The organism is Sphingobium sp., assembly GCF_032153725.1.
Taxonomy (GTDB): domain Bacteria; phylum Pseudomonadota; class Alphaproteobacteria; order Sphingomonadales; family Sphingomonadaceae; genus Sphingobium.
In genome coordinates, this window is sequence record NZ_JALDYQ010000058.1 from 12,157 (window position 1) to 34,795 (window position 22,639).

Here is a 22,639-nt window from a genome sequence, read left to right on the forward strand (position 1 = left end):
CTCCCCAAAGGGAGGGGGGTAAGTAGAGTGCCCTCCCACATCACACATATCTGGCGGCTGCTGAAATGGGGCCGGACCCTGGCGCGTCATGGCGCGCTGAGGGGGATCGAGCGTGATCCGCTGACGCCGACGCCGGTGCGGCGGCTGGTGCGGGTGGCGCGGTTCGGGGCGCGGGTGCCCCGGCAGCCACGTTATGCCGATGCCTTTCAGTCCATCGGTCCGGCGGCGATCAAGCTGGGGCAGACGCTCGCGACGCGGCCCGATCTGGTGGGGGAGGATGCAGCGAACGATCTGCTGCGCTTGCAAGATGCCCTGCCTCCAGTGCCTTTCCCGATCGTCCGGGCACAGATCGAGCAGAGTTTCGGGCGTCCTTTGGATGCGATCTACAGCCGGTTCGACGAGGAGCCGGTGGGCGCCGCATCCATCGCGCAGGTGCATCGCGCTGTGACCACCGACGGGCGCGAGGTGGCGGTGAAGGTGATCCGCCCCGGCGTCATCGACCAATTCAACCGCGATATCCAGACCTATGAATGGGCTGCCGCCCATGTCGAGATGCTGGGCGGCGAAGTGGCGCGGCTGCGGCCCCGGCTGGTGATCGCGAACATGAAGCGCTGGACCGCGCACGAACTCGATCTGCGTCGCGAGGCGGCCTCCGCTTCAGAACTGGGCGAGGCGATGGAGGCGATGCCGGGCTATTGCGTGCCCGACATCGACTGGGACCGCACGACCGGCAAGGTCATGACGATGGAGTGGATCGACGGGATCAAGATTTCCGATCGCGACGCGCTGATCGCGGCCGGCCATGACGTGAAGGAAATTGCGGCGCGGCTGGTGAACGCCTTCCTGCGGCAGGCGATCGCGGAAGGATTCTTCCATGCCGACATGCATCAGGGCAATCTGTTCGTGCGCGACAATGGCGATATCGTCGCGATCGATTTCGGCATCATGGGGCGGATCGACCGACGGGCGCGGATGTGGCTGGCGGAAATCCTCTATGGCCTGATCACCGGCAATTACAAGCGCGTGGCGGAGATCCATTTCGAAGCGCAATATGTGCCGGGCCATCATAATGTCGAGGAGTTCGCGACGGCGCTGAGGGCCGTGGGCGAGCCGATGCGGGGCAAGCCGGTGCGGGAACTGTCGGTCGGCGGGATGCTGGACGGACTGTTCGCGATCACCCGCGATTTCGACATGCAGACCCAGCCGCACCTGCTGCTGCTTCAGAAGACCATGGTGATGGTGGAGGGCGTGGCGACCGCGCTCGATCCCGACATCAATCTGTGGGAGACGAGCGGGCCTTATGTGAAGGAATGGCTGCGCGCCGAACTGGGGCCGGAAGCGAAGGCGGCGGATGCGCTGATCGAGAACTGGCGGACCCTGCAACGCCTGCCGGGACTGGTGAAGCGGATCGAGGAGGCGTTTCCGGAAAAAGGGGGCGCGCCGCCGCCGCCGCCCTTGACCGAGGTGAAGCTGATCCGGATTGGCGCGGGATGGCGTTACATGGTGGTGGCATTGCTGGCCGGGGTTGTCGGCGCTGGGGCGATGGCGGCGGTGACCACCTTTTTGTAGCGCGGCCCCTCCAGCCCCCTCCTCGCCATCGATAGTGATTTTCCATCTGATGAACGGAACCACGATAATGAAGACCAAGCAAAGCCTGGAAGCCAGTGACGTCAAGGCCATATTGGCGGCCGCGGAGGCAGAGGCGCTGGCCAATGGCTGGGCCGTGACCATCGCTGTCGTGGATGATGGCGCGCATTTGCTGGGGCTGCTGCGGCTGGATGGCGCGTCGGCCAGCACTGCGCAGATGGCGCCTGCCAAGGCGGTGACGTCGATCCTGGGGCGCAGGGAATCGAAAGTCTATGAGGACCTGGTGCTGGGCGGCCGGATCTCCATGCTGTCCGCGCCAGCGCTGGAGGCGATGCTGGAGGGTGGCGTGCCGATCGTGGTGGACGGGGATTTCGTGGGCGCCGTGGGCGTGTCCGGCGTCAAGTCGGCACAGGATGCGCAAATCGCGCGGGCAGGCATTGCGGCCATTTTGTCGTGACATGATCGGGGGAGCAAGCGGCGGCCATGCGGACTGGACTTCTGGACTGGACTTCTGGACTGGACAGGGGCGGCCCGCTTGACCAAATGATGGGCCTGTCATGACCAAGCGCATCCTTCTCATCATTTCGGGCGGCATCGCGGCCTATAAGTCGCTGGAGCTGGTGCGGTTGCTGCGCAAGCGGGGCATCGCCGTGCGGGCGGTGCTGACGGAGAGCGCGGCGAAGTTCGTGACGCCGCTGTCGCTGGGCGTGCTGACCGAGGATCATGTCTATGGCGACATGTTCGACCTGAAGGAAGAGCGCGAGATCGGGCATATCCAGCTGAGCCGTCAGGCCGATCTGGTGGTGGTGGCGCCGGCGACCGCGAATATTCTCGCCAAGATGGCGAGCGGCATTGCCGACGATCTGGCGACCACGCTGCTGCTGGCGACCGACAAGCCGGTGCTGGCCGTGCCCGCGATGAATGTGCGGATGTGGCATCATGTGGCGACGCAGCGGAATATCGCGCAGCTCAAGGCCGATGGCGTGCATGTCATGGAGCCGGACAGCGGCGAAATGGCCTGCGGGGAGTTCGGCAAGGGGCGCTTGCCGGAGCCGGAGGCGATCGCGGCGGAGGCGGCGCGGCTGCTGGCTTTGCCCTCGCCTGGCGATCCGCTGGCGGGGCAGCCGGATTTCGAAACGGCGAACGCGCCGCTTGCCGGGCGGCATGTGCTGGTGACGGCAGGGCCGACGCATGAGCCGATCGATCCGGTGCGCTATATCGCCAATCGCTCGTCGGGGAAGCAGGGATTTGCCATCGCGGCGGCGGCGGCGCGGGCCGGGGCACGGGTGACGCTGGTGGCGGGGCCGGTGCATCTGCCGACGCCGGCCGGGGTGGATCGCGTGGACGTGGAGACAGCGCGGGAGATGTTGGCGGCGGTGGAGGGCGCGCTGCCCGTCGATGCGGCGATCATGGTGGCGGCGGTCGCGGACTGGCGCACGGCGGATGCCGCCGACCAGAAGCTCAAAAAGGATGGGTCAGGCAAGCCCGCGCCGCTGTCGCTGGTCGAAAATCCGGACATTCTCAAAACATTGGGGGCGCATGCAAAGCGCCCTGCCCTGCTGGTGGGCTTTGCCGCCGAGACGCAAAAAATCGCTGAACATGCCGAGGCAAAGCTGGCGCGCAAGGGCGCCGACTGGATCGTCGCCAATGACGTCTCCGGGGACGTGATGGGCGGCGACAGCAACAGCGTGCATATCGTTTCCAAGGACGGCGTCGAGAGTTGGGAAAATCTGCCCAAGGACGCCGTTGCCACCCGTTTGATAGAAAAGGTCGCCGATGCCCTCTCCTCTTCCGCCGATTGAAATCCGCCTGAAGCGCCTGCCCCATGGCGAGGGGTTGCCGGTGCCGGCCTATGCCACGGCGCATGCGGCGGGGATGGACGTCGTGTCGGCGGAGGATGTCATCCTGGTGCCCGGTGGACGGCATGCGGTGGGAACCGGCTTTGCCATGGCGATCCCGGACGGCTATGAGGTGCAGGTGCGGCCGCGCTCGGGCCTCGCGCTCAAGCATGGGATCAGCCTGCCCAATACGCCGGGGACGATCGATGCCGATTATCGGGGCGAATTGAAGGTCATCCTGATAAACTTGGGCGCGGAGCCTTTCGTGATTGCGCGGGGCGACCGGATCGCGCAACTGGTGGCGGCGCCGGTGCAGGTCGCGACTTTCGCGGAAGTCGTGGAACTGGACGAGACGGTCAGGGGTTCCGGTGGTTTCGGGTCGACTGGAGTGACGTCCTCATGACCTTGTCCGACGAGCAGCTGGAGCGCTATGCCCGCCATATCGTGTTGAAGGAAATCGGCGGCGCGGGTCAGGCCCGGCTGCTGTCGGCGGATGTGGCAGTGATCGGCGCGGGCGGGATCGGCAGTCCGGCGATCCTCTATCTGGCGGCGGCGGGCGTGGGCACGATCCGGGTGATCGATGATGACGCGGTGGCGCTGTCCAATTTGCAGCGGCAGGTGCTGTTCGGGACGGAGGATATCGACGCGCCCAAGGCCGAAGCGGCGATGGCGGCGGTGGCGCGGCTCAATCCGCAAGTGAAGCTGATCCCCATCAATGCGCGGATCGATGGGGACAATGCCGCGCTGATGCTGCGCGAGGCCGATGTGGTGCTGGACGGCTGCGACAGTTTCGCGACGCGGCTGGCGGTGGCGGATTGCGCGCGGAAGCTGCGGATTCCCTTGGTGTCGGCGGCAGTCGGGCCGTTCGAGGGGCAGCTGGCCACCTATCGCGGGTGGGAAGCGGACAAGCCCTGCTATCGCTGCCTGGTTGGATCGCCCGAGGATGCGCCGGAGCGGAATTGCGCGGAGACGGGCGTGATCGGGGCGTTGACGGGCGTGATGGGCAGTCTGGCTGCGTTGGAGGTGATCCGCGCGCTGGTGCCCTTTGGCGAGGATATGGCAGGGCGGCTGTTGCTGGCCGACCTGCTGTCGATGCGGTTCCGGACCGTGGCCGTGCCCAAGGACCCGGCCTGCCCGGCTTGCGCCGCGGAACTATGCGCGAATTGAGGATTCTCGTCGCGACGGCGGAGGCGGAGCGGCTGCGCGGGGTGCTGGTGATGGCGGCGGCGCAGGTGGCGCTGGGCGGCCAGGCGACGGTTTTCCTGCAACTGGATGCGGTGGGATTGCTGCGGCCCCCGATCGAAGCGCCGCGGGATGGCGCGCATCAGGCGGCGGGGCTTCCTTCGCTGGCCATGGTGATCGATGAAGCCCTGGGATCGGGCGTTGCCATCCTTGCCTGTCAAAGCGGTTTGGCCTTGTGCGGGATGTCGGCGGAGGATTTGCCGGCAGGGGTGGAGGTCGGGGGGCCGATCGGCTTTCTCCAGCAGACGGACGATGACGCCCGATTGCTTTTTGCGTGATCAGAAGGGCTGGCTCCAGAATTTGGCGACTTTCGGATCAGTCGCGCATGCCGTGCGCAGCGCTTGCCATTGCGCCCGGTCCAGCGCGGGGCGATAGGTCGCGCCCGGCCTGACGGCGGCGGCGAAACGGCGGCGGCGTTCGGCGGAGAGGGGATGGGAGGAAAGCCAGGTCATCGCCCGCGCCTGCGTCCCCTCCCCTTCCTTGCCACCGAGGCGTTCGAAGAAGGCGGCGGTGGCGGTGGGGGAAATCCTTGCCTCGCGCATCTGGTCGATGGCGACACCGTCTGCCGCGCTTTCGGCATCCCGGCCATAGCTGAGCGCCAGCACGCCGTTGAGATAGGCGCCGCTATTGCCGCCGACGCCGCCGAGAACGACGCTGAGGCCAAGCTGGCGGACGAGGCCGGTCATCGTATCGCGATGGCGGACATGACCCAGCTCATGACCCAGAACGCCCGCCACCTCATCGGGCGACTTCGCCTGCTGGACCAGTCCGTCGAACAGGATGATCCGGCCGCCCGGCAGAGTCACCGCGTTCACCATGGGGATGTTGGCGAGCGCGACTTCGCGGGCTTCGTGATGGGGGTCGATCTGCCTGACCAGCGACTGAAGCGCGGCGTCGCCTGCGGGTGTGTGGCAGAAGCGGCCGCCAAAGTCGCCGACCATCGCATCGCCCATGCTGTTTTCCCAGCTTTGCGGGATCAGCGGAGCGATAACGCCGGGGGCTTCCAGCGCCCCCCAGATGATGAGCGCGGCGACCAGCGTGAATGCCCCTGCCGCCGGCCAGAAGCCGAAGCGGTCGATCCAGCGGCCATAGCGTTCCCCCTTGGGCAGATGCGCGGCGATATCGTCGGGCGCTTCGCCGGAAAAGCCCATGCGCCAGCCGGGAATGGCGCGGTGGCCATAGGCGGAGCGGTCGCCTTCCGCGCCGATGACGGTGAGGTCGGACCAGTCGGTGGACGCGCCGCTCCAGCCGCTTTCGGGCTCTTCCAGCACAAAACCGGCGCCGGCCGGGCGGAGCAGCACGCTCCGCCGGACCGCCGTCACGCCGTCATAATGCCAGAGCCGGAAATCCGACATGCCGGTCAGAATGCGCCCACGTCGAGCGCGTCGAGCAGGCCTTCGCCATGGCGGCTGGTCTTGGTCTGCGACTGGGTGAGTTCGTCGGTGTAGATTTCGCCCGTCGCGCCCATATGGGTCACGAAGAATTTCCAGTGGCGATATTGCAGGAAGATCGCCCCGATCCCCAGCGTGCAGAGCACCAGCGCAATGTCGCCCAGGAACAGCAGGAACCAGTCCTTGGTGCGGGCATGAAAATGGAAGTTGAGGCCGGTGAGCGACAGTCCCCCCACCGCTTCCCGGAAGAATTTGGCGTAGAAGGCGAGGGCGATCAGGCCCAGGCCAAGATAGAATATCAGCACGGATGCGATGATGGCCAGAATCATGCCAGCCATCTGCGGTCCGGCACTCCCTGCCGCCGGAAAACCCACCGTGGCCACCATGATGCCTCCGCCGACGAACACCAAGATCGGCAGCAGATAAAACAGCAGGAAACGCTTGAAGGTCGGACCATGATCGCCCGCCGCCTCGAACATATGCGGGCCGAAGCTCATCTTGTTCCAGCGTTCGTTCCACAGCGACATCATCGACCAGGGGATCATCAGGCCGAGGGCAAGGCTGCCGACGGCGCTCTTCCACATATAGGAAATGCCGTAGCCGAAGCCCTGATCGTCGCTGCCGCCGCGAATGCCGTGCCACCAGGTGCGGCTCAGCCGATAGCGCAGCGCGCGAAAACGGGCGAGGCCGACCATGTAGAAGATCGTCACGAAGGCTGCGAGCGTCAGGACGCCAGCAATGCCCGCATGCCCCTGAAGCACCAGCGCCTGCGCGCCGAATTGCAGGAAGAGGAACGGAATGCCGATCAGGACCACGACCATCAGGAAGCCCAGGAACAGTTCCTTGCCCGTGCCGGTCCATTCCAGCCGGTCATCGATGAAGCGCGTGTTCGCCCAGAGATAGCGCCGCGTCCGCGTCGTCGCCCAGAAGCGGTAAATGCCCAGCGTGACGATCGTCAGCAGCAGGTTGGTGAAGGCGATCGGCGCATAATCGCGCCAATTGCCCTCAAAGGCGAAGCCGTCGCCGCCAATGCGTTCCTGATCCATGAAAACCCCCTGTCAGTCCCCGGCGCGAAGAAGACTATGGCGCCGACTTTCGGTCAAGGGGAATCGCGACCGCTCCGGCTGCTATCATCCACCGTCACATAAGGGGCCGCGGCATCGGGCTTCTATTGACAGGACGGGCGGCCCATTTATGGGGAAGGCGCAGCTTTTGCGCCCAATCAATCCGCCATCTCAACAGAAAGACATGTCCGTGTCCGCCATGCTCAAGATCACCCTGCCCGATGGTTCCGTGCGTGAAGTCACGCCCGGCACTACCCCGGCGGACATTGCGGCGGCGATCGGGCCGGGTCTGGCCAAGGCGGCCATCGCCGCGCGGGTCGATGGCGAGCTGCGCGATATCATGCGGCCGCTGGAGGCTGATGCGCAGCTGGCGCTGGTGACGGGCAAGGATGAGGCCGACGCGCTGGAACTGGCGCGGCATGACTTCGCGCATGTGCTGGCGGAGGCGGTTCAGGCGCTGTTTCCCGGCACGCAGATCACTTTCGGGCCGTCGACGGACGATGGCTTTTATTATGACTTTGTGCCTTCGCGCATGCATGGCCCCTTCACGGAGGATGACCTGCCCGTGATCGAGGCAAAGATGCGCGAGATCATCGCCGCCGACAAACCCTTGCGTCGCATGGTGGTCGAACGGGGACAGTTGATAAAGAACTGGATGCATCTGGGCGAGCATTACAAAGCCGAATGGGCCGCCGAATTGCCCAAGGGCGAGGAACTGACGGTTTACTGGTCGGGTGGTGAATGGTTCGACATGTGCCGGGGGCCGCATCTGGCCTCGACCGGCAAGCTCGATCCCGCCGCGTTCAAGTTGACCCGCGTGTCGGGCGCTTATTGGCGTGGCGACCAGAAGAATGCGATGCTCTCGCGCATCTACGGCACCGGCTGGCTCAACAGGAAGCAGCTCGACGCGCATCTGACGCGGCTCGAAGAGGCGGGCAAGCGCGACCATCGCAAGCTGGGCGCGGAAATGGACCTGTTCCACCTCCAGCAGGAGGCGCATGGGTCGGTCTTCTGGCACCCCAAGGGCTATATCATCTGGCGCGCGCTGGAGGCCTATATGCGGCGCGCTATCGACGCTGCCGGCTATCGCGAGGTCAAGACGCCGCAGGTGATGGACGCGCGCCAGTGGGAGCAGTCCGGCCACTGGGGCAAATATCGCGAGAATATGTTCGTCATCCCCGACGAGGTCCCGAACGCCGCCGACGAAGGCCCGCTGGTGTCGGACGATGCCGACTGGATGGCGCTGAAACCCATGAACTGCCCGGCGCATGTCCTGATCTTCCGTCAGGGGATCAAGAGTTATCGCGACCTGCCGCTGCGCTTCTATGAGAATGGCTGCTGCCATCGCAACGAGCCGCATGGGGCGTTGCACGGGCTGATGCGGGTGCGTCAGTTCACGCAGGACGACGCGCATATCTTCTGCCGCGAGGATCAGATCGTCGAGGAAGTGCGGGCTTTTTGCGCGCTGGCCGACCGGATCTACAAGGATTTCGGCTTCACCTATTCGATCAAGCTGGCGCTGCGCCCCGACAAGCGCTTCGGCACGGAAGAGATGTGGGACAAGGCCGAGGAGGAGCTGCGCCATGCGGTCGCGGCGGCGGGGCTGAACACGCCGGAATATGGCTGGGAGGAACTGCCGGGCGAAGGCGCCTTCTATGCGCCCAAGCTGGAATGGCATCTGACCGACGCGATCGGGCGGACATGGCAGGTGGGCACGATCCAGTCCGACCGCGTGCTGCCGGAGCGACTCGACGCCTCTTACGTCGCCGAGGATGGCGAACGGCATCGGCCGGTGATGCTTCATCGCGCGATTTTCGGCAGCTATGAGCGCTTTATCGGTATCCTGATCGAGCATTATGCGGGCAAATTCCCGCTCTGGCTCGCGCCGGTGCAGGCAGTGGTGGCGACCATCGTGTCCGACGCGGACGGTTATGCGCAACAGCTTGTCGAGAAGTTACGGGCCGCCGGAATCCGGGCGGAAACCGACGTGCGCAACGAGAAGATCAATTACAAGGTGCGTGAGCATAGCCTTGCGAAAGTGCCGAATTTGCTGGTCGTGGGACGCCGTGAGGCTGACGAAGGCACGGTGGCGCTGCGCGAACTGGGCAAGGAAGGGCAGCGTGTCCTTTCGGTCGAGGATGTCATCGCCCGTCTTGCAAAAGAGGCCCTTGCACCCGATATGCAGTGAGGCAGCAATGCCACATGGGGTTGGCGATTCCGCAACTGTGGACTTGCCGCCCCTTTCGGCTTTGCGCTAGAGCTTGCTCGGATTTGAATCGGATCATGCTCTAGTTTGTCTTTTGCCGCATTTTGGTAGCCGTCAGCTGTTCCAGCTGACTTCAAAATGCTCTAAAGGGCCGCCAGAGTCGTTGTTTGAACTACCGTAGGAGAAGCTGCTATACGTCCCCCAATGATGCGCCGCCCGATGGCGCCGCCGCCTAAGTCCGGTCCCCGTTACAATGAGTTCATCACCGTGCCAAAGGTGCGCGTGATCGACGACGAAGGCGAAAATCTGGGCGTGATGTTTACGCAGGAGGCGATTGAGCGCGCTTATGAGATCGGGCTGGACCTGGTCGAAGTGTCGCCCACCGCCGATCCGCCGGTCTGCAAGTTCCTGGACATCGGCAAGTATAAGTACGAAGCCCAGAAAAAGGCGAATATCGCCCGCAAGACCCAGAAGACGCAGGAACTCAAAGAGATCAAGATGCGTCCGAACATCGACGATCATGACTATGATACGAAGATGAAGAAGGTCCATGATTTCATCGGCGAGGGCGACAAGGTGAAGATCACCCTGCGGTTCCGCGGCCGTGAATTGTCGCACCAGCAACTCGGCATGCAGCTGCTCCAGCGCGTGGCGGAAAATGTCGGTGAGATCGCCAAGGTCGAAGCCTATCCGCGCATGGAAGGCCGCCAGATGCTGATGGTGCTGGCGCCGAAATAAGGATTTCTTGGCTTTACAGCTACGCTGATCGGGCGGGGTCTGGCGACAGGCTCCGCCCGAGGCCTTTCTGAAGCGGATGAATGGCGGCAGGCGGGCAGAAGCGCATTATCGGCACGTCATCCCAGCGTAGGCTGGAATCTCGTGAGGCTGGGTTGTGCCCTATCGCCTGAAAATCCCAGCCTATGCTGGGATGACGATTATAAGGTCCGCTTCCCACCCCTATAGCCACTATGATTCAGGCCGAGGGTTTGTCCCGATAAAGGGCGGGAAACATCGCCTTCAAAGCAGCGAGCTTGGGCGCGTCCCAGCGTTGGATATAGGGATGGCGTGGGTTCTTCGTCAGGAAGTTCTGGTGATCGCTGTCCGCGTCCTGGAAGCCGGTGAAGCGTTCGATGCGGGTGACGATGGGATCGCGCCAGAGGCCGGATTGGCCGAGTTGGACGAGATAGGCTTTCGCCGCCTTTTCCTGCCCTGCGTTCAGCGGGAAGAGCGCGCTGCGATATTGGGTGCCGTGATCCGGCCCCTGATAGTTGAGCGTGGTGGGATCGGCGATCACCGAAAAGAAGATGCGCAGCAGCGTGCCATAGCTGACCTGCCTGGGGTCGTAGGTGACGCGGACGGACTCGGCAAAGCCTGTGTCGCCCTGGCTGACGCGCTCATAGTCGACCTTGCGGGCGCGCGGGCCGCCGGCGAAGCCGGACACCGCCAGATGAACGCCCTTTACGTGCGAAAAGACGCCTTCCACGCCCCAATAGCAGCCGCCTGCGAAAACCGCCGTCTCAAGCTTGCCGCCGGGGGTAGCGTCGACAGCCGCGACGGGCGCGAGGACCGGACGTTCGGCGCGCAGCGGGGAAGCGACGGCCAAGGCCGCCAGCACGACAAGGGCAAGGCCGTCAGAGCGCCGCATTATCCGCGGCCGAAGCCGGGGCCGAGGCGGCCATGGCGGGACTGGTGAGTGCCGGGCGGTCGTCATTCGGCTGGAACGTGAAAACGCCGATGGCGCCGATCACGAACCCGCCAAGAAAGCGCAGGAACAGGTCGGATTTCAAGAAGGCCACCACGGCGTTCTTCCTTTCGGTCGCTTCGGCCCCTGTCGGAGCGGCAATGAATGTCGCGCGGCTTAGTCCCCAACGAACGCTGCGTCGCAGCAGTTTCGACCAACGCGCCCCGTGGGGCGATGGATGACGGAGGCAAAGCCAGTTTCGGTTCGCAACGGGATATAGAACCCCATGCTCAATCTGCAAGACGGCGCGGGGGAAAAATTCCGTTCCCGGATTTTATGATTGAGGGAAGGCCGGCGTTGCGTCCGGCCCTGCCCCTCCACCAGCCTGTGGCTGGCCCCCCTCCCCATCTGCGATGGGGAGGATTTAGCGGATCACTTCAGGGCGGCGCAGGCTTCCTGGATGCGGGTGCAGGCCTTGCGCAGCACTTCTTCCGAGGTGGCGTAGCTGATGCGGAAGGCAGGCGAGAGGCCGAAGGCCGCGCCGTGGACGGCCGCGACCTTCGCTTCGTCCAGGAAATAGCCGATCAGCGCTTCGTCGCTGGTGATGACCTCACCCTTGGGGGTGGTCTTGCCGATCAGGCCGCTGGCGTCGGGATAGACGTAGAAGGCGCCTTCCGGGGTCGGGCAGTCAAGGCCCGGCGCGTCGTTCAGCATGGCGACGACCATGTCGCGGCGCTTCTTGAAGGCGGCATTGCGTTCTTCGAGGAAGTCCTGCGGGCCGGTCAGCGCGGCGGCAGCGGCGGCCTGGCTGATCGAGCAGGGGTTGCTGGTCGACTGCGACTGGAGCTTGCCCATCGCCTTGATGATCCATTCCGGGCCGCCGGCGAAACCGATGCGCCAACCGGTCATGGAGAAGGCCTTGGAGCAGCCGTTCACCGTCAGCGTGCGGTCGTAGAGGTCCGGACAGACCTGCGCGACGGTAGCGAAGGGGGTCGGCGCGTACCAGACATGTTCATACATGTCGTCGGTCATCACCAGCACATGCGGATGGCGCAGCAGCACCTCGCCCAGTTCCTTCAGCTCCGCCGCCGAATAGGCCGCTCCGCTGGGATTGGAGGGCGAGTTCAGCATGACCCATTTGGTACGCGGCGTGATCGCGGCTTCCAGCTGGGCGGCGGTGATCTTGTAACCCTGGCTGGCGGGGCCTTCGACGAAGACCGGCGTGCCGCCCGCGAAGTTCACGATATCGGGATAGCTGACCCAATAGGGCGCCGGGATGATGACCTCATCGCCCACGTCGACGGTCGCGACCAGCGCGTTGAACAGGGTGTGCTTGCCGCCCGAGTTCACGCTGATCTGGCTGCGTTTGTAGATCAGGCCATTGTCGCGCTTGAACTTGAAGGCGACGGCGTCCTTGACGTCGGCGGTGCCGTCGACGTCGGTGTAGCGTGTGAGGTTCTTGCGAATCGCCTCGATCCCCGCTTCCTTCACGAAGTCGGGCGTGTCGAAGTCCGGTTCGCCGGCGGAGAGGCCAATAACGTCCACGCCTTCGGCTTTGAGGGCATTCACGCGCGCGCTCATCGCCAGTGTGGCGGAGGGCTGGATGCGACCGAGGGCAGCGGAAGTCTGGCTCATGGTGACTGTCTTTCTCCAGAGCGATTTCGAAGCGGGCGGGATCGCCCGCTGGCTCGGAAATCGCGGCACAATTAAAGAATCCCTAGATCCGCGATGAAGCGGACGCGTGGCTCCTTAATGTGCAACGAAAGAAGGGGCAACCGCCAGTTGGCCTCGGCTGGCCGTAACGGCAGATTATGATGTCAGCGGGCCAGCGCCGCCGCCACCATGCCGCGCGCGGCGTTGCCGATGAAGAAGCCCTCTTCCAGATCGCGGGGGCGCAGGTCTTCTTCGATCGCCTCCCCCATGTCGATCAGGCTGCGGCGCAGCACGCCGGGGAGCAGGCCGCGCGAGAGCGGCGGGGTCAGCAGCTTGTCGCCACGTTCCACGAATATGGAGGAGAAGCTGCCTTCGGTCAGATAGCCATACTCATCGGTCATCACCACTTCATAGGTGCCGCCGCGTTTCAATGCGTCGCGATAGACCGAGCGGTCGGTGGTCTTGTGCGCGAGGCGCGCGTTGGCGGCGGTCGCGTTGCGGGGAACGAGCGCCACCTGCATGATCGCCTGCGGCCAGGTGCGATGTTCGCGCACCTCGATGGCGACGGAGCCCCGGCGCGACACCAGCAGGCGCAGGCGGCTGCGGTCGCGCAGGCGGAAGGTCGCGGCCTGAAGCTCATTGCGCACGTCATGGCGATCAAAGGCGAAATCGAGCGCCTCCGCGCTGGCCTTCAGCCGTTCCAGATGCAGTTCCAGCAATCTGATGCCCTCGACCGGATCGAAGGCCATGGTTTCGAGCAGATCGAACCGTCCGTCAGCCAATGCCATGAAAACCCTGTGAATCCCTTGCGCTCAAGCCGGTGCGAGGAAGCGCCCCTTGGCCAGACATTCCGCCCATTCGGAATCGGCTTCCGAATCCGCGACGATGCCCGATCCCAGACCCAGGCGCCCTTCCCTGCTACCTTCTTCGACGCAAATGGTGCGGATGGCAACATTGAAGGCAGCATCGCCCTCCGGATCGATCCAGCCCATCGAGCCGGTATAGACGCCGCGCGGGAAGGCTTCGACCGCGTCGATGATCTCCATGGCGCGGACCTTGGGCGCGCCGGTGATCGATCCGCAGGGGAAGAGGACGCGCAGCACGTCGACCGGCGAGAGGCCGGGGAGCAGGCGGGCGCGGACGGTCGACACCATCTGGTGGACGGTGGGATAGGTTTCGACCTTGAACAGATCGGGCACCGTGACCGTGCCGGCGCGGGAGACGCGCGACAGGTCGTTGCGCAGCAGGTCGACGATCATGAGATTTTCCGCGCGCTGCTTGACGTCCTGTTCCAGCCAGCGCGCGAGGTCGGCGTCACGGGCGGGATCGACGTCGCGGGGCGCGGTGCCCTTCATCGGACGGGCGGTCAGCTGGCCGCGGACGCTGGTGAAGAAAAGTTCGGGCGAGAAAGAGAGGATGGCGTGGTCGCCGGTGCGCAGCACGCCGCCGTAACCCGCCTGCTGGCGCGGGCGGAGGGCGGCATAAAGGGCCATGAGGTCGCCCGAAAACCGGGCGGCGCAGGGAAAGGTGAGATTGACCTGATAGATGTCGCCCGCGCGAATATAGTCCTGCACCCGGACGAAGGCGGCGCGGTAGGCGGCCTCATCGATCAGCGGCTGGAGCCGGTCCACGCGGGCCGACGCCGGGTCGGGCAGCAGGCCGGGCATGGCCCCGGGCTCGATCAGGCGCACCCCTTCGAACAGACCGAACCAGAGCAGCGGGGTTTTCGGCCTGTCCGCCCGGTGGCGCTCGGCAAGCGGATGAAGGCGGTCCTCCAGCGCGAGGCCCGCTTCATAGGCGATGAACCCGGCCGCGTGCAGGCCCGCCTCCGTCGCTTCGGCGAGGCGGTCGAGCGCGGGCTGAACCTCCGCCAGCCGATGCGCGGCGATGACCGACACCGGGTCGCGATACAGGCGCGCGGGCGCCGAGCCGCGGGTGCGGGCGTCATCGAACAGGGCAAAGGCTTCGGTCGGTCCCGGAAGGCGCATGGCGGCCCTCTTAACAGGCTTTGCTTCGGGCGGAAGGTCTAAGAGTCTGTTGCGCGGGCCGGGTATCGGCCATAGGGCATTGCGATCATGAGCGACGGTTTGACCAGGGATGACGCGGCACGGCCGCTGCGGCCGGCATTGGCACTGGCGCTGCGGGGGCGCTGTCCGGCCTGCGGCGAAGGACGCATGTTCGCGCGCTTCCTGAAGCCCAGCCCGGCCTGCGGGCATTGCGGACAGGCGTGGGATTGCTCGCGCGCCGATGATTTCCCTGCCTATATCGTGATCTTGCTGCTGGGGCACATATTGGTGCCGCTGATGATCGAGGTGAATGCGGAGCTGGCGATCCCGCTGGGCGTGCAGGCGCTGCTGTGGCCGGGGCTGGCGATCCTGCTGGCGGTGGCGATGATCCAGCCGGCCAAGGCGGCGGTCATCGCCTTTCAGTGGAACCGCCGCATGGACGGTTTCCGCTGAGCCTTATTCGGGGCGGATGATGAAGTTGCGTTCCATGGCCTCGCGCAGCGTTTCTTCGATGCTGCGGCGGCCTTCCGACCCGTGGGTCACGACCGTGGTGTCGCAGGTGGCGACGCACGCGCCCTTCTGAAAGCCGGCGGAGCTGATGGTCCAGCTGGTCCGGCCGATATGGCCGATCGCGCAATGCACTTCGAACGGATAGGGGAAATGCGCTTCCTCGACGAAGTTGAGGTTCACATTGGCGACCATCCAGCGCACGCCCTGTTCCTGCGGATGGCGTCCCAGATGGTGGTGGAAGCGGATGCGGGCGGTTTCGAATATCCCGGAGATCGCCACATTGTTGATGTGGCCCATCGTGTCGATGTCCTGGAAGCGGGTATCGATGCTGGTAACGAAACGATAGGCTTCCGGGCTAAGGCGCCAGGATTCGGGTTTGGCCATGTCCTGCTTTCCATATGTCCTGTTTTTCCTATGCTCTTAGCCCGTCGCGGCGGGGATGCAATCTTCGGGTCGAAATTGATCGGACTGCGACCTTTTTGACACAGGTGCGAAGGCGATTGTTTTGGCCCGGTAACGGATCGTTTCCAGCTGCGGCCATGGACTTGGGCGCAGGTGCAGCATAGCGTCCCGCACTGGATTTCGGACACGGGGTTTTCATGCAGCGCTATAGTCGGATTGCCATTTTCCTGCATTGGGCGATCGCGGCCCTGCTGGCCTTTCAGATCGCCGTGGGGTGGGCTCTGGAGGATCTGGGCGCGCGGGGCTTTATGCTGTTTCAGATGCACAAGTCGATCGGGATGACGATATTGGCGCTGACATTGGCGCGAGTGGCGGTGCGTTACTGGAAGCCGCGGCCGGCGCCGGTCGAGGGCGGCTGGCAAGGGGCGCTCGCCAAGGCGGTGCATGCGGGGCTCTATCTGTTCATGCTGGGCGCGCCGCTGACTGGCTGGGCGCTGGTGTCGACGGCCAAGGTGAAGGTGCCGACGCTGATCTTCGGCCTGATCCCCCTGCCCCATCTGCCCCTGCCGATGAGCGCCAATGATCCGGCCTCTGCCGCGCATGGCCTGCTGGCGTGGGTCGGCATCGCTCTGTTCGTGCTGCATGTGGCGGGCGCATTGCGGCATCATTTCCTGATACGGGACGGGCTGTTGTGGCGGATGATTCCGGGGCGATCGTCGGTGTTGCTGGTGGCCCTGCCTGCTTCGATCGCGCTGGCTTTCGTGCTGGGGCGCGTCATTTTGCCAGCGCCTGCGCCCAAGGCCGCGGCGGCGCCGACCGCGCCGGTTGCGGTCGAGGAAGAAGCGCCTGCCAATGTCGTGGAAGCGGTGGACAATGGCGCGGCGCCGGTCGAAGCGGAGAATGCCGTGGCGATTGCAGAGCCGGTGGGGCCGCCGCCTGCTTGGGCCGTGCAGCCGGGCGGGACGATCGGCTTTTCGGTGGGCAATGGCGGCGAGACGATCAGCGGCGGCTTTTCCCGATGGACGGCGAAGATCGTGATGGACCCGGACCATCCCGACAGCGCCGATATTCGTGTCGAGATCGATCTGGCGAGCGCCAGCGTCGGCGACAGCTACAAGGACGGGATGCTGGCGGGAGACGAGTTTTTCGACGTCGCGGCGCATCCCGGGGCGGTCTTCACGGCGAAGGGCGCGGAAAAGACAGGGGCGAACAGCTATCGGGCGGCAGGCACGCTGACGCTGAAGGGCGTGAGCAAGCCGCAGAGCATCCGTTTCACCTTGTCAGGCACGGGCAAGGCGCGGAAGGTTTCGGGGTCGGCCACCATTGCCCGCGCGCCCTTCGGCCTGGGCAATGGCGAGAGCGGCAGCGGGCTTGATCCCAAGGTGGCCGTGAATTTCGGCTTCAGTGCCAAAGCGGAATAAGCGGCAATAGATTTACATCAGGACTTCTGCCAAAGCGGCGTCATGGACAGCATATCATCGCCAGCCGCGCGCATAGAGGACGGGGTTTTCCTGGGTTTCGTCCTGGTGGTTTCGGTCGCCTTCGCGCTGGTGGTCGAACCGTTTTTCGCCGCGATCCTGTGGGGCGTGATCGCCGCCATCCTCTTTGCGCCGGTCAATCAGGCGCTGCTGGAGATGATGCCCCGGCGGCGGAACAGATCGGCGGCGCTGACGCTGTTGCTGATCATCGCGCTGGTGATCGTGCCGGCGATCATCCTGGCCATGGCGCTGGTTCAGGAAGCGACGATCTTCTACGCCAAGGTGCAGTCGGGCGAGATCAACTTCGCGGCGATGTTCGAGCAGTTCCAGGCGAGCCTGCCGAGTTGGGCGGCGGCGTTTCTCGCGCGGTTGGGGATCACCAATTTCGATGCCGTGCGCGAAATGCTGGGCGAAGGCATAGCGTCGAGCTTCCGCACGGTCGCGGCGCAGGCGTTACAGATCGGACAAAGCGCGTTCAGCTTCCTGATGGCGCTGGGCGTGATGCTGTATCTGACCTTCTTCCTGCTGCGGGACGGGCCGCGGCTGGCCGCCATGGTGGATCGGGCGGCGCCGATGCGCACCGCTTATCGCCGGGCGCTGATGGAGCAGTTCGTCATTGTGACGCGGGCGACGATCAAGGGCAGCATCGTGGTTGCCATCGTTCAGGGCGTGATCGGCGGGGTGGTGTTCTGGGCATTGGGGCTGCCGGGCGCGCTGCTGTGGGGCGTGCTGATGGGGGCGTTTTCGCTGATCCCGGCGGTGGGAACCGGCCTTATCTGGGTGCCGGTGGCGATCTATCTGTTCGTGACCGGGGCTGTGGTGAAAGGCCTGATCCTCGCCTTTTGCGGGATGTTCGTGATCGGCATGGTGGATAATATCCTGCGTCCGATCCTGGTGGGGCGGGAAACGCGGATACCGGACTATGTGGTGCTGATCACGACCCTGGGCGGGATCGATCTGTTCGGCTTCAACGGCATCATCATCGGGCCGGTGATCGCGGCGCTGTTCATCGCGACGTGGAATATCGTGACGCGGATGCGGAGCGGGGTTGACGGGCTGGAAGGGCCGCTGACGGAATAAATGTCCGCGTCCTATAATTCCTCCAGCGCCGCGCTGGCTTCCATCCAGACTTCCTCGACCGCTTCCAGCTTCTTTTCGACCTCAGCGCGCTTCACCATGAGCTGCGTCATGGTCATCTTCGCCTCCGCGCTGGCGGCGGATTTGGGGTCGAACAGCGCCTGATCGATGCGGCTGCGCTCGGCGCTGAGGCTCGCCATTTCCTTTTCGGCCTTGGTGACGGCGTTCTTCGCCGTCTTCTGCCTTTCGCGCCATTCGGCGGCGTTGCGCTTTTCCGCCTTGCGGTCGATTTTCGGGGCGTCGCCGCCCCCACCGCCATTGCTGCCGTTGCCGTCGGCCTTGCGCAGGATGATGTCGGTATAATCCTCCAGGCTGCCGTCAAAGGGTTGCGCCGTGCCGTTGTCGACCAGCACCAGCCGGTCGGCCACCAGCTCGATCATGTGGCGGTCGTGCGAGACGATCACCACCGCGCCGGAATAGTCGTTGAGCGCCTGCACCAGCGCCTCGCGGCTGTCGACGTCCAGGTGGTTGGTCGGTTCGTCGAGGATGAGGAGATGCGGCGCGTCGCGGGTGATGAGCGCGAGCGCCAGTCGTGCCCGCTCCCCGCCCGACATGGAGCCGACCTTCTGCGTGGCGCGCTCGCCCGAAAAGCCGAAGCGGCCGAGTTGCGCGCGGACGGCGGCGGGGGTGGCCCCCTTCATCACCCGGCTCATATGTTCGAGCGGCGTGTCGGTGACGTCCAGTTCCTCCACCTGATATTGGGTGAAATAGCCGACATTCATCTTGGCCGAGGCGTTCATCGCGCCTTCCATCGGCTTCAGCTGCGCGGCGATCAGGCGGGCGAGCGTTGTCTTGCCATTGCCGTTGCGGCCGAGCAGCGCCAGCCGGTCGTCGGGATCGATGCGCAGGTTGACGCGCTTGAGGACAGGCGTGTCGTCATAGCCGACCGCCGCCATGTCCATGGTGATGAGCGGCGGGCGCAGTTCGGGCGGGCTGGGAAAGCCGAAATGCAGCGTCGGGTCCTCGATGGCGGCCGCGATGGGCTGCATCCTGGCGAGCGCCTTGGCGCGGGACTGGGCCTGTTTCGCGGTCGAGGCGCGGGCCGAGTTGCGGGCGACATAATCCTGCAATTTCTCCCGCTCTGCCTGCTGCTTGGCGCGTGCGGCCTCCTGCTGGGCGAGGCGTTCGGCGCGCTGGCGCTCGAACGCGTCGTAGCCGCCGGGATAGAGGGTGATCTTCCCGCCCTCCAGATGGAGGATATAGTCCACCACATTATTGAGCAGGTCGCGTTCGTGGCTGATGACGACGACGGTGCCGCGATAGCTTTTGAGGAAATTTTCCAGCCATAGCGTCGCTTCAAGGTCGAGATGGTTCGACGGTTCGTCGAGCAGCAGCAGTTCAGGGTTGGAGAAGAGCAAAGCGGCGAGCGCCACGCGCATCTTCCAGCCGCCCGAATAGCTGTCGAGCGGACGCCCCTGCATCTCCTCGTCAAAGCCGAGGCCGACGAGGATGCGCGCGGCGCGGGCCGGGGCGGTATAGGCGTCGATGGCGTTGAGGCGCTCATAGATATGGCCGAGGCGGTCGGGGTCTTCGGTATGTTCCGCCTCCGCCATGAGTTCGGCGCGTTCCCCGTCGGCGGCCAGCACCGTGTCGAAGGGGGTGGCGGTGCCCGACGGGGCTTCCTGCGCGATGTAGCCGAGGCGCGTGTCGCGGGGCATGTCGCAGGAGCCTTCGTCAGGGTCGAGCTGGCCGATCATCACCTTCATCAGCGTGGACTTGCCCGCGCCGTTGCGGCCGATCAGGCCCACGCGGCTGCGCGGCGGCAGCGCGGCACTGGCGCGGTCAAGGATGGTGCGGCCGCCAAGGCGCACGGTGATGGCGTTCAGGTTAAGCATGGGGAGCCTTTAAGCGGGATGATGGGCGATGCCAAGCGGCGTGGTCCATCTGCTTCATCATCCCCGCGGAGGCGGGGTGAGGGTTATTTGGGCGGGGTGGGCGCGGGCTCTGGCGCATAGAGCGTGAACTGGCTGTGGAGGCCGCCATTGGACGACTGCCCCAGCCAGAGGTCGAACAGGCCGGGTTCCGCGATGATCCTGCTGCCCGCGCCGACAAATTGCAGGTCGGTGCGGGAAAGGGAGAAGCGGACCGTCCTGCTCTCGCCGGGGGCCAATGTGACGCGCTGGATGCGTTTCAATTCGCGGATCGGGCGGGTGCGGCTGGCGACGCGGTCGCGGATGTAGAGTTGCACCACCTCGGCGCCGTTGCGCGAGCCTTTGTTGGTGAGGCGGGCGGTGACTTCGATGGCGCGATCCCAGCGGAGCGCCGTGTCGGACAGCTTCAGATCATCCAGCACGAAATCGCTATAGCTGAGGCCATGGCCGAAGGGGAAACGGGCGCTGTTGTCGGTGGTGGCGTAGCGCGAGCGATATTCGGTGCGGTTGTCGATCACCGGCCGGCCGGTCGACTTGCGATCGTAGAAAAAGGGTTCCTGCCCCGATTCCCAGGGGAAGCTGACCGGCAGCTTGGCCGAGGGGTTTTCCTTGCCGAACAGGATGTCTGCAATGGCGTGGCCGGATTCGGAGCCGAGGAACCATGTCGCAAGGATTGCCTGCGCATTGGCGACGCCGTCATGCAGCGCAAGGGCGCGGCCGTGGCGGAGCAGGACGATCATGGGCTTGCCGGTGGCGGCTACTGCCTCGGCCAAGGCCTGCTGGGGTGGAGGAATTTCGATGGCGGTGCGGGATTGCGCTTCGCCGGACATGTCCTGCGATTCGCCTATGGCGAGGATGACGATATCGGCGGCCTTGGCGGCTTCCACGGCTTTGGCGATGCCGCCATCGATCGGCAGCAATATGCCGCTGCCCGGCGCGATGGTCAGCTTCGCCGGATCGAGCATCGCCGCGCGCAGGCCGGTGGCGATGTCGACGCCCTTGCCCTTGTCGCCGTAAAAGGCCCAGGGACCGTAGATATTGGCCCTGTCCTCTCCGAAAGGGCCGATGAGGGCGATGTTCTGGCCCTTGGCGGGATCGAGAGGGAGGATGCCATTATTTTGCAGCAGCACGACCGAGCGGACCGCGGCTTCGCGGGCGAGCGCGCGATGGGCGGGGGTGAAGATGCGGCTCTTCTCCACTTCCTCGTTGAGCGAGCGCCAGGGATTGTCGAACAGGCCGATGGCGGTCTTCACATAAAGGATGCGGCGGACAGCGACGTCGACCGTCTCCATGGGCACGGCGCCGCTCTTCACCAGATCGGGGATGTGGCGGATGTAAAGGCCGCTCTGCATCGACATGTCGACGCCCGCCAATATGGCGAGGCGGGCGGCGTCGCGCTCATCCTCCGCATAGCCATGGGCGATCAGTTCCTCGTCGGCGGTGTAATCGGAAAAGACGAAGCCGCGGAACTTCATCTCGCCACGCAGCAAGTCGGTGAGCAGGTCGCGGTCGGCGGTGGCGGGGACACCGTTGATCTCGCTGAAGGCGGCCATGGTGGTGAGGGCGCCCGCCGCAAAGGCCGCGCCGAAGGGCGGAAGGTGGGTTTCGCGCAGGGTTTCGTCGCTGATGTCGACGCTGCCATATTCCAGGCCGCCCGCAACGGCGCCATAGGCGGCGAAATGCTTGGGGCAGGCAAGCAGGGAGTCGTCGCGACGCAGATCACGGCCCTGGAAGCCGCGCACGCGGGCGGCGGCGAAGAGGTTGCCGAGGATGACGTCCTCCCCTGCCCCCTCGACCACCCGGCCCCAGCGCTGGTCGCGGGCGACGTCGACCATCGGGGCGAAGGTCAGGTGCAGCCCTGCCGCCGTCGCTTCTACCGCCATGGCGCGGGCGGTGCGTTCGGCAAGGGACGGGTCGAAGCTCGCCGATTCGGCCAAGGTCACCGGGAAGATCGTCTTGAGGCCGTGGATAACGTCTCCCGCGAACAGCAGGGGGATGCCGAGGCGGCTTTGCCTGAGCGCGATGTCCTGCGCGCGGCGGGCCCCCGCGACGCCGATGCCGTTGAACAGGCAACCGACGCGTCCCTTGCGGATTTCATCGGCCAGATCCTTCTCATTCTGGATGCCGACCTGCGGATTGGGCGGATTATAGGGACGGAAACTGTCGGCAAGGCAGGTCATCTGCCCGGCCTTTTCCTCGATCGTCATGCGCGCGATGAGGTCGTCGACGCGCTCCACTTCCGTCGCGGCCAAGACACGGCGGGGAAACGGAAGGGTCAGGAAGACGGTCAGGGCGGCGGTCAGGACGGCGCGACGAGCTACGGGAGGAATTGGGGTCATCAAAGGGGAACGTAACAGATTCCGGATGAATGGGGACTTATCCGGTTAATAGCCGAAGGAAAGCCCGCGCTGTCCCGGGAAAGACGGGCCGTGGCTTATGCGGGGGCGAACAGCATATTTCGGCAATCGCTCATGCAGGAGGGCGATGGTGGACAGGGCTGGATTCGAACCAGCGTACGGGAAACCCGGGCAGATTTACAGTCTGCTGCCTTTAACCACTCGGCCACCTGTCCA

General features: G+C 65.0%; 21 protein-coding genes and 1 tRNA gene. 11 read left to right on the forward strand and 11 right to left on the reverse strand.

Going from position 1 to position 22,639, the window contains the following annotated elements:
* Window positions 1-27 precede the first annotated feature (27 nt).
* The 6 genes from ubiB to RUH75_RS17245 all read left to right on the forward strand — a co-directional run bounded on the left by ubiB (window position 28) and on the right by RUH75_RS17245 (window position 4,945).
* Window positions 28-1,569, forward strand: coding sequence for a 2-polyprenylphenol 6-hydroxylase (gene ubiB, locus RUH75_RS17220; RefSeq protein WP_313808303.1), 1,542 nt, complete (start codon window positions 28-30; stop codon window positions 1,567-1,569).
* A gap of 67 nt (window positions 1,570-1,636) precedes the next feature.
* Complete coding sequence (locus RUH75_RS17225; RefSeq protein ID WP_313808305.1) at window positions 1,637-2,044, forward strand: GlcG/HbpS family heme-binding protein; 408 nt, start codon at window positions 1,637-1,639, stop codon at window positions 2,042-2,044.
* Window positions 2,045-2,144: 100 nt separating this feature from the next.
* Window positions 2,145-3,389 (forward strand): bifunctional phosphopantothenoylcysteine decarboxylase/phosphopantothenate--cysteine ligase CoaBC, encoded by a 1,245-nt coding sequence (coaBC, locus tag RUH75_RS17230; RefSeq protein WP_313808307.1) that lies wholly within the window; start codon window positions 2,145-2,147, stop codon window positions 3,387-3,389.
* On the forward strand, window positions 3,364-3,828 hold the full coding sequence (gene dut / locus RUH75_RS17235) for a dUTP diphosphatase (RefSeq protein WP_313808310.1): 465 nt from the start codon (window positions 3,364-3,366) through the stop codon (window positions 3,826-3,828). The genes coaBC and dut overlap by 26 nt, the downstream gene beginning before the upstream one ends.
* On the forward strand, window positions 3,825-4,592 hold the full coding sequence (locus tag RUH75_RS17240; RefSeq protein ID WP_313808312.1) for a HesA/MoeB/ThiF family protein: 768 nt from the start codon (window positions 3,825-3,827) through the stop codon (window positions 4,590-4,592). The genes dut and RUH75_RS17240 overlap by 4 nt, the downstream gene beginning before the upstream one ends.
* Complete coding sequence (locus RUH75_RS17245) at window positions 4,580-4,945, forward strand: DsrE family protein (protein WP_313808314.1); 366 nt, start codon at window positions 4,580-4,582, stop codon at window positions 4,943-4,945. The genes RUH75_RS17240 and RUH75_RS17245 overlap by 13 nt, the downstream gene beginning before the upstream one ends.
* Here RUH75_RS17245 and RUH75_RS17250 read toward each other — a convergent pair whose 3' ends face one another.
* Window positions 4,946-6,022: a M48 family metallopeptidase gene (locus RUH75_RS17250; protein WP_313808316.1), complete on the reverse strand. Its 1,077-nt coding sequence runs from the start codon at window positions 6,020-6,022 to the stop codon at window positions 4,946-4,948.
* A 5-nt stretch (window positions 6,023-6,027) separates the two neighbouring features.
* On the reverse strand, window positions 6,028-7,104 hold the full coding sequence (locus RUH75_RS17255) for a YjgN family protein (RefSeq protein ID WP_313808318.1): 1,077 nt from the start codon (window positions 7,102-7,104) through the stop codon (window positions 6,028-6,030).
* Between the two features lie 217 nt (window positions 7,105-7,321).
* Between RUH75_RS17255 and thrS the strand changes: the two genes are divergently transcribed.
* Window positions 7,322-9,310, forward strand: coding sequence for a threonine--tRNA ligase (gene thrS / locus RUH75_RS17260; RefSeq protein WP_313808346.1), 1,989 nt, complete (start codon window positions 7,322-7,324; stop codon window positions 9,308-9,310).
* Window positions 9,311-9,532: 222 nt separating this feature from the next.
* Window positions 9,533-10,066, forward strand: coding sequence for a translation initiation factor IF-3 (gene infC / locus RUH75_RS17265; RefSeq protein ID WP_313808320.1), 534 nt, complete (start codon window positions 9,533-9,535; stop codon window positions 10,064-10,066).
* Between the two features lie 235 nt (window positions 10,067-10,301).
* Here the strand turns inward: infC and msrA are convergent, their stop codons facing one another.
* The 5 genes from msrA to pabB form a co-directional block, all read right to left on the reverse strand.
* Window positions 10,302-10,973, reverse strand: coding sequence for a peptide-methionine (S)-S-oxide reductase MsrA (gene msrA, locus RUH75_RS17270; RefSeq protein WP_313808322.1), 672 nt, complete (start codon window positions 10,971-10,973; stop codon window positions 10,302-10,304).
* Window positions 10,960-11,127 carry a hypothetical protein gene (locus RUH75_RS17275; RefSeq protein ID WP_313808324.1) on the reverse strand — a complete coding sequence of 56 codons (168 nt, stop codon included), beginning with the start codon at window positions 11,125-11,127 and terminating at the stop codon, window positions 10,960-10,962. The genes msrA and RUH75_RS17275 overlap by 14 nt, the downstream gene beginning before the upstream one ends.
* 314 nt (window positions 11,128-11,441) lie before the next feature.
* Window positions 11,442-12,644 (reverse strand): pyridoxal phosphate-dependent aminotransferase, encoded by a 1,203-nt coding sequence (locus RUH75_RS17280; RefSeq protein WP_313808326.1) that lies wholly within the window; start codon window positions 12,642-12,644, stop codon window positions 11,442-11,444.
* A gap of 182 nt (window positions 12,645-12,826) precedes the next feature.
* Window positions 12,827-13,450, reverse strand: a complete 624-nt coding sequence (locus RUH75_RS17285) for an aminotransferase class IV (protein WP_313808328.1) — start codon at window positions 13,448-13,450, stop codon at window positions 12,827-12,829.
* A gap of 24 nt (window positions 13,451-13,474) precedes the next feature.
* Complete coding sequence (gene pabB / locus RUH75_RS17290; protein WP_313808330.1) at window positions 13,475-14,650, reverse strand: aminodeoxychorismate synthase component I; 1,176 nt, start codon at window positions 14,648-14,650, stop codon at window positions 13,475-13,477.
* A gap of 87 nt (window positions 14,651-14,737) precedes the next feature.
* Here pabB and RUH75_RS17295 point away from each other — a divergent pair, with 87 nt between their 5' ends.
* Window positions 14,738-15,121 (forward strand): DUF983 domain-containing protein, encoded by a 384-nt coding sequence (locus tag RUH75_RS17295; protein WP_313808332.1) that lies wholly within the window; start codon window positions 14,738-14,740, stop codon window positions 15,119-15,121.
* Between the two features lie 3 nt (window positions 15,122-15,124).
* Here RUH75_RS17295 and RUH75_RS17300 read toward each other — a convergent pair whose 3' ends face one another.
* On the reverse strand, window positions 15,125-15,562 hold the full coding sequence (locus RUH75_RS17300; RefSeq protein WP_313808334.1) for a thioesterase family protein: 438 nt from the start codon (window positions 15,560-15,562) through the stop codon (window positions 15,125-15,127).
* A 215-nt stretch (window positions 15,563-15,777) separates the two neighbouring features.
* Here RUH75_RS17300 and RUH75_RS17305 point away from each other — a divergent pair, with 215 nt between their 5' ends.
* Both RUH75_RS17305 and RUH75_RS17310 read left to right on the forward strand, forming a co-directional pair.
* The gene (locus tag RUH75_RS17305; protein ID WP_313808336.1) at window positions 15,778-17,001 is read left to right on the forward strand and encodes a cytochrome b/b6 domain-containing protein; all 1,224 of its coding nucleotides are present in this window, start codon (window positions 15,778-15,780) and stop codon (window positions 16,999-17,001) included.
* 42 nt (window positions 17,002-17,043) lie between these two features.
* Window positions 17,044-18,138: an AI-2E family transporter gene (locus tag RUH75_RS17310; protein WP_313808338.1), complete on the forward strand. Its 1,095-nt coding sequence runs from the start codon at window positions 17,044-17,046 to the stop codon at window positions 18,136-18,138.
* Between the two features lie 11 nt (window positions 18,139-18,149).
* On the opposite strand, the gene RUH75_RS17315 is transcribed toward RUH75_RS17310, so the two are convergent.
* The 3 genes from RUH75_RS17315 to RUH75_RS17325 all read right to left on the reverse strand — a co-directional run bounded on the left by RUH75_RS17315 (window position 18,150) and on the right by RUH75_RS17325 (window position 22,638).
* Window positions 18,150-20,030, reverse strand: coding sequence for an ABC-F family ATP-binding cassette domain-containing protein (locus RUH75_RS17315; RefSeq protein ID WP_313808340.1), 1,881 nt, complete (start codon window positions 20,028-20,030; stop codon window positions 18,150-18,152).
* A gap of 83 nt (window positions 20,031-20,113) precedes the next feature.
* The gene (locus tag RUH75_RS17320; protein WP_313808342.1) at window positions 20,114-22,405 is read right to left on the reverse strand and encodes a glycoside hydrolase family 3 N-terminal domain-containing protein; all 2,292 of its coding nucleotides are present in this window, start codon (window positions 22,403-22,405) and stop codon (window positions 20,114-20,116) included.
* Window positions 22,406-22,551: 146 nt separating this feature from the next.
* A tRNA-Tyr gene (locus RUH75_RS17325) sits at window positions 22,552-22,638 on the reverse strand.
* Window position 22,639: the final 1 nt, after the last annotated feature.

Coding starts and splice junctions, on each gene's coding strand:
- RUH75_RS17225 (WP_313808305.1), top strand. CDS start 1,637: ATGAAGACCAAGCAAAGCCTGGAAGCCAGTGACGTCAAGGCCATATTG.
- coaBC (WP_313808307.1), top strand. CDS start 2,145: ATGACCAAGCGCATCCTTCTCATCATTTCGGGCGGCATCGCGGCCTAT.
- dut (WP_313808310.1), top strand. CDS start 3,364: ATGCCCTCTCCTCTTCCGCCGATTGAAATCCGCCTGAAGCGCCTGCCC.
- RUH75_RS17240 (WP_313808312.1), top strand. CDS start 3,825: ATGACCTTGTCCGACGAGCAGCTGGAGCGCTATGCCCGCCATATCGTG.
- RUH75_RS17245 (WP_313808314.1), top strand. CDS start 4,580: ATGCGCGAATTGAGGATTCTCGTCGCGACGGCGGAGGCGGAGCGGCTG.
- RUH75_RS17250 (WP_313808316.1), bottom strand. CDS start 6,022: ATGTCGGATTTCCGGCTCTGGCATTATGACGGCGTGACGGCGGTCCGG.
- RUH75_RS17255 (WP_313808318.1), bottom strand. CDS start 7,104: ATGGATCAGGAACGCATTGGCGGCGACGGCTTCGCCTTTGAGGGCAAT.
- thrS (WP_313808346.1), top strand. CDS start 7,322: ATGCTCAAGATCACCCTGCCCGATGGTTCCGTGCGTGAAGTCACGCCC.
- infC (WP_313808320.1), top strand. CDS start 9,533: ATGATGCGCCGCCCGATGGCGCCGCCGCCTAAGTCCGGTCCCCGTTAC.
- msrA (WP_313808322.1), bottom strand. CDS start 10,973: ATGCGGCGCTCTGACGGCCTTGCCCTTGTCGTGCTGGCGGCCTTGGCC.
- RUH75_RS17280 (WP_313808326.1), bottom strand. CDS start 12,644: ATGAGCCAGACTTCCGCTGCCCTCGGTCGCATCCAGCCCTCCGCCACA.
- RUH75_RS17285 (WP_313808328.1), bottom strand. CDS start 13,450: ATGGCATTGGCTGACGGACGGTTCGATCTGCTCGAAACCATGGCCTTC.
- pabB (WP_313808330.1), bottom strand. CDS start 14,650: ATGCGCCTTCCGGGACCGACCGAAGCCTTTGCCCTGTTCGATGACGCC.
- RUH75_RS17295 (WP_313808332.1), top strand. CDS start 14,738: ATGAGCGACGGTTTGACCAGGGATGACGCGGCACGGCCGCTGCGGCCG.
- RUH75_RS17300 (WP_313808334.1), bottom strand. CDS start 15,562: ATGGCCAAACCCGAATCCTGGCGCCTTAGCCCGGAAGCCTATCGTTTC.
- RUH75_RS17305 (WP_313808336.1), top strand. CDS start 15,778: ATGCAGCGCTATAGTCGGATTGCCATTTTCCTGCATTGGGCGATCGCG.
- RUH75_RS17310 (WP_313808338.1), top strand. CDS start 17,044: ATGGACAGCATATCATCGCCAGCCGCGCGCATAGAGGACGGGGTTTTC.
- RUH75_RS17315 (WP_313808340.1), bottom strand. CDS start 20,030: ATGCTTAACCTGAACGCCATCACCGTGCGCCTTGGCGGCCGCACCATC.
- RUH75_RS17320 (WP_313808342.1), bottom strand. CDS start 22,405: ATGACCCCAATTCCTCCCGTAGCTCGTCGCGCCGTCCTGACCGCCGCC.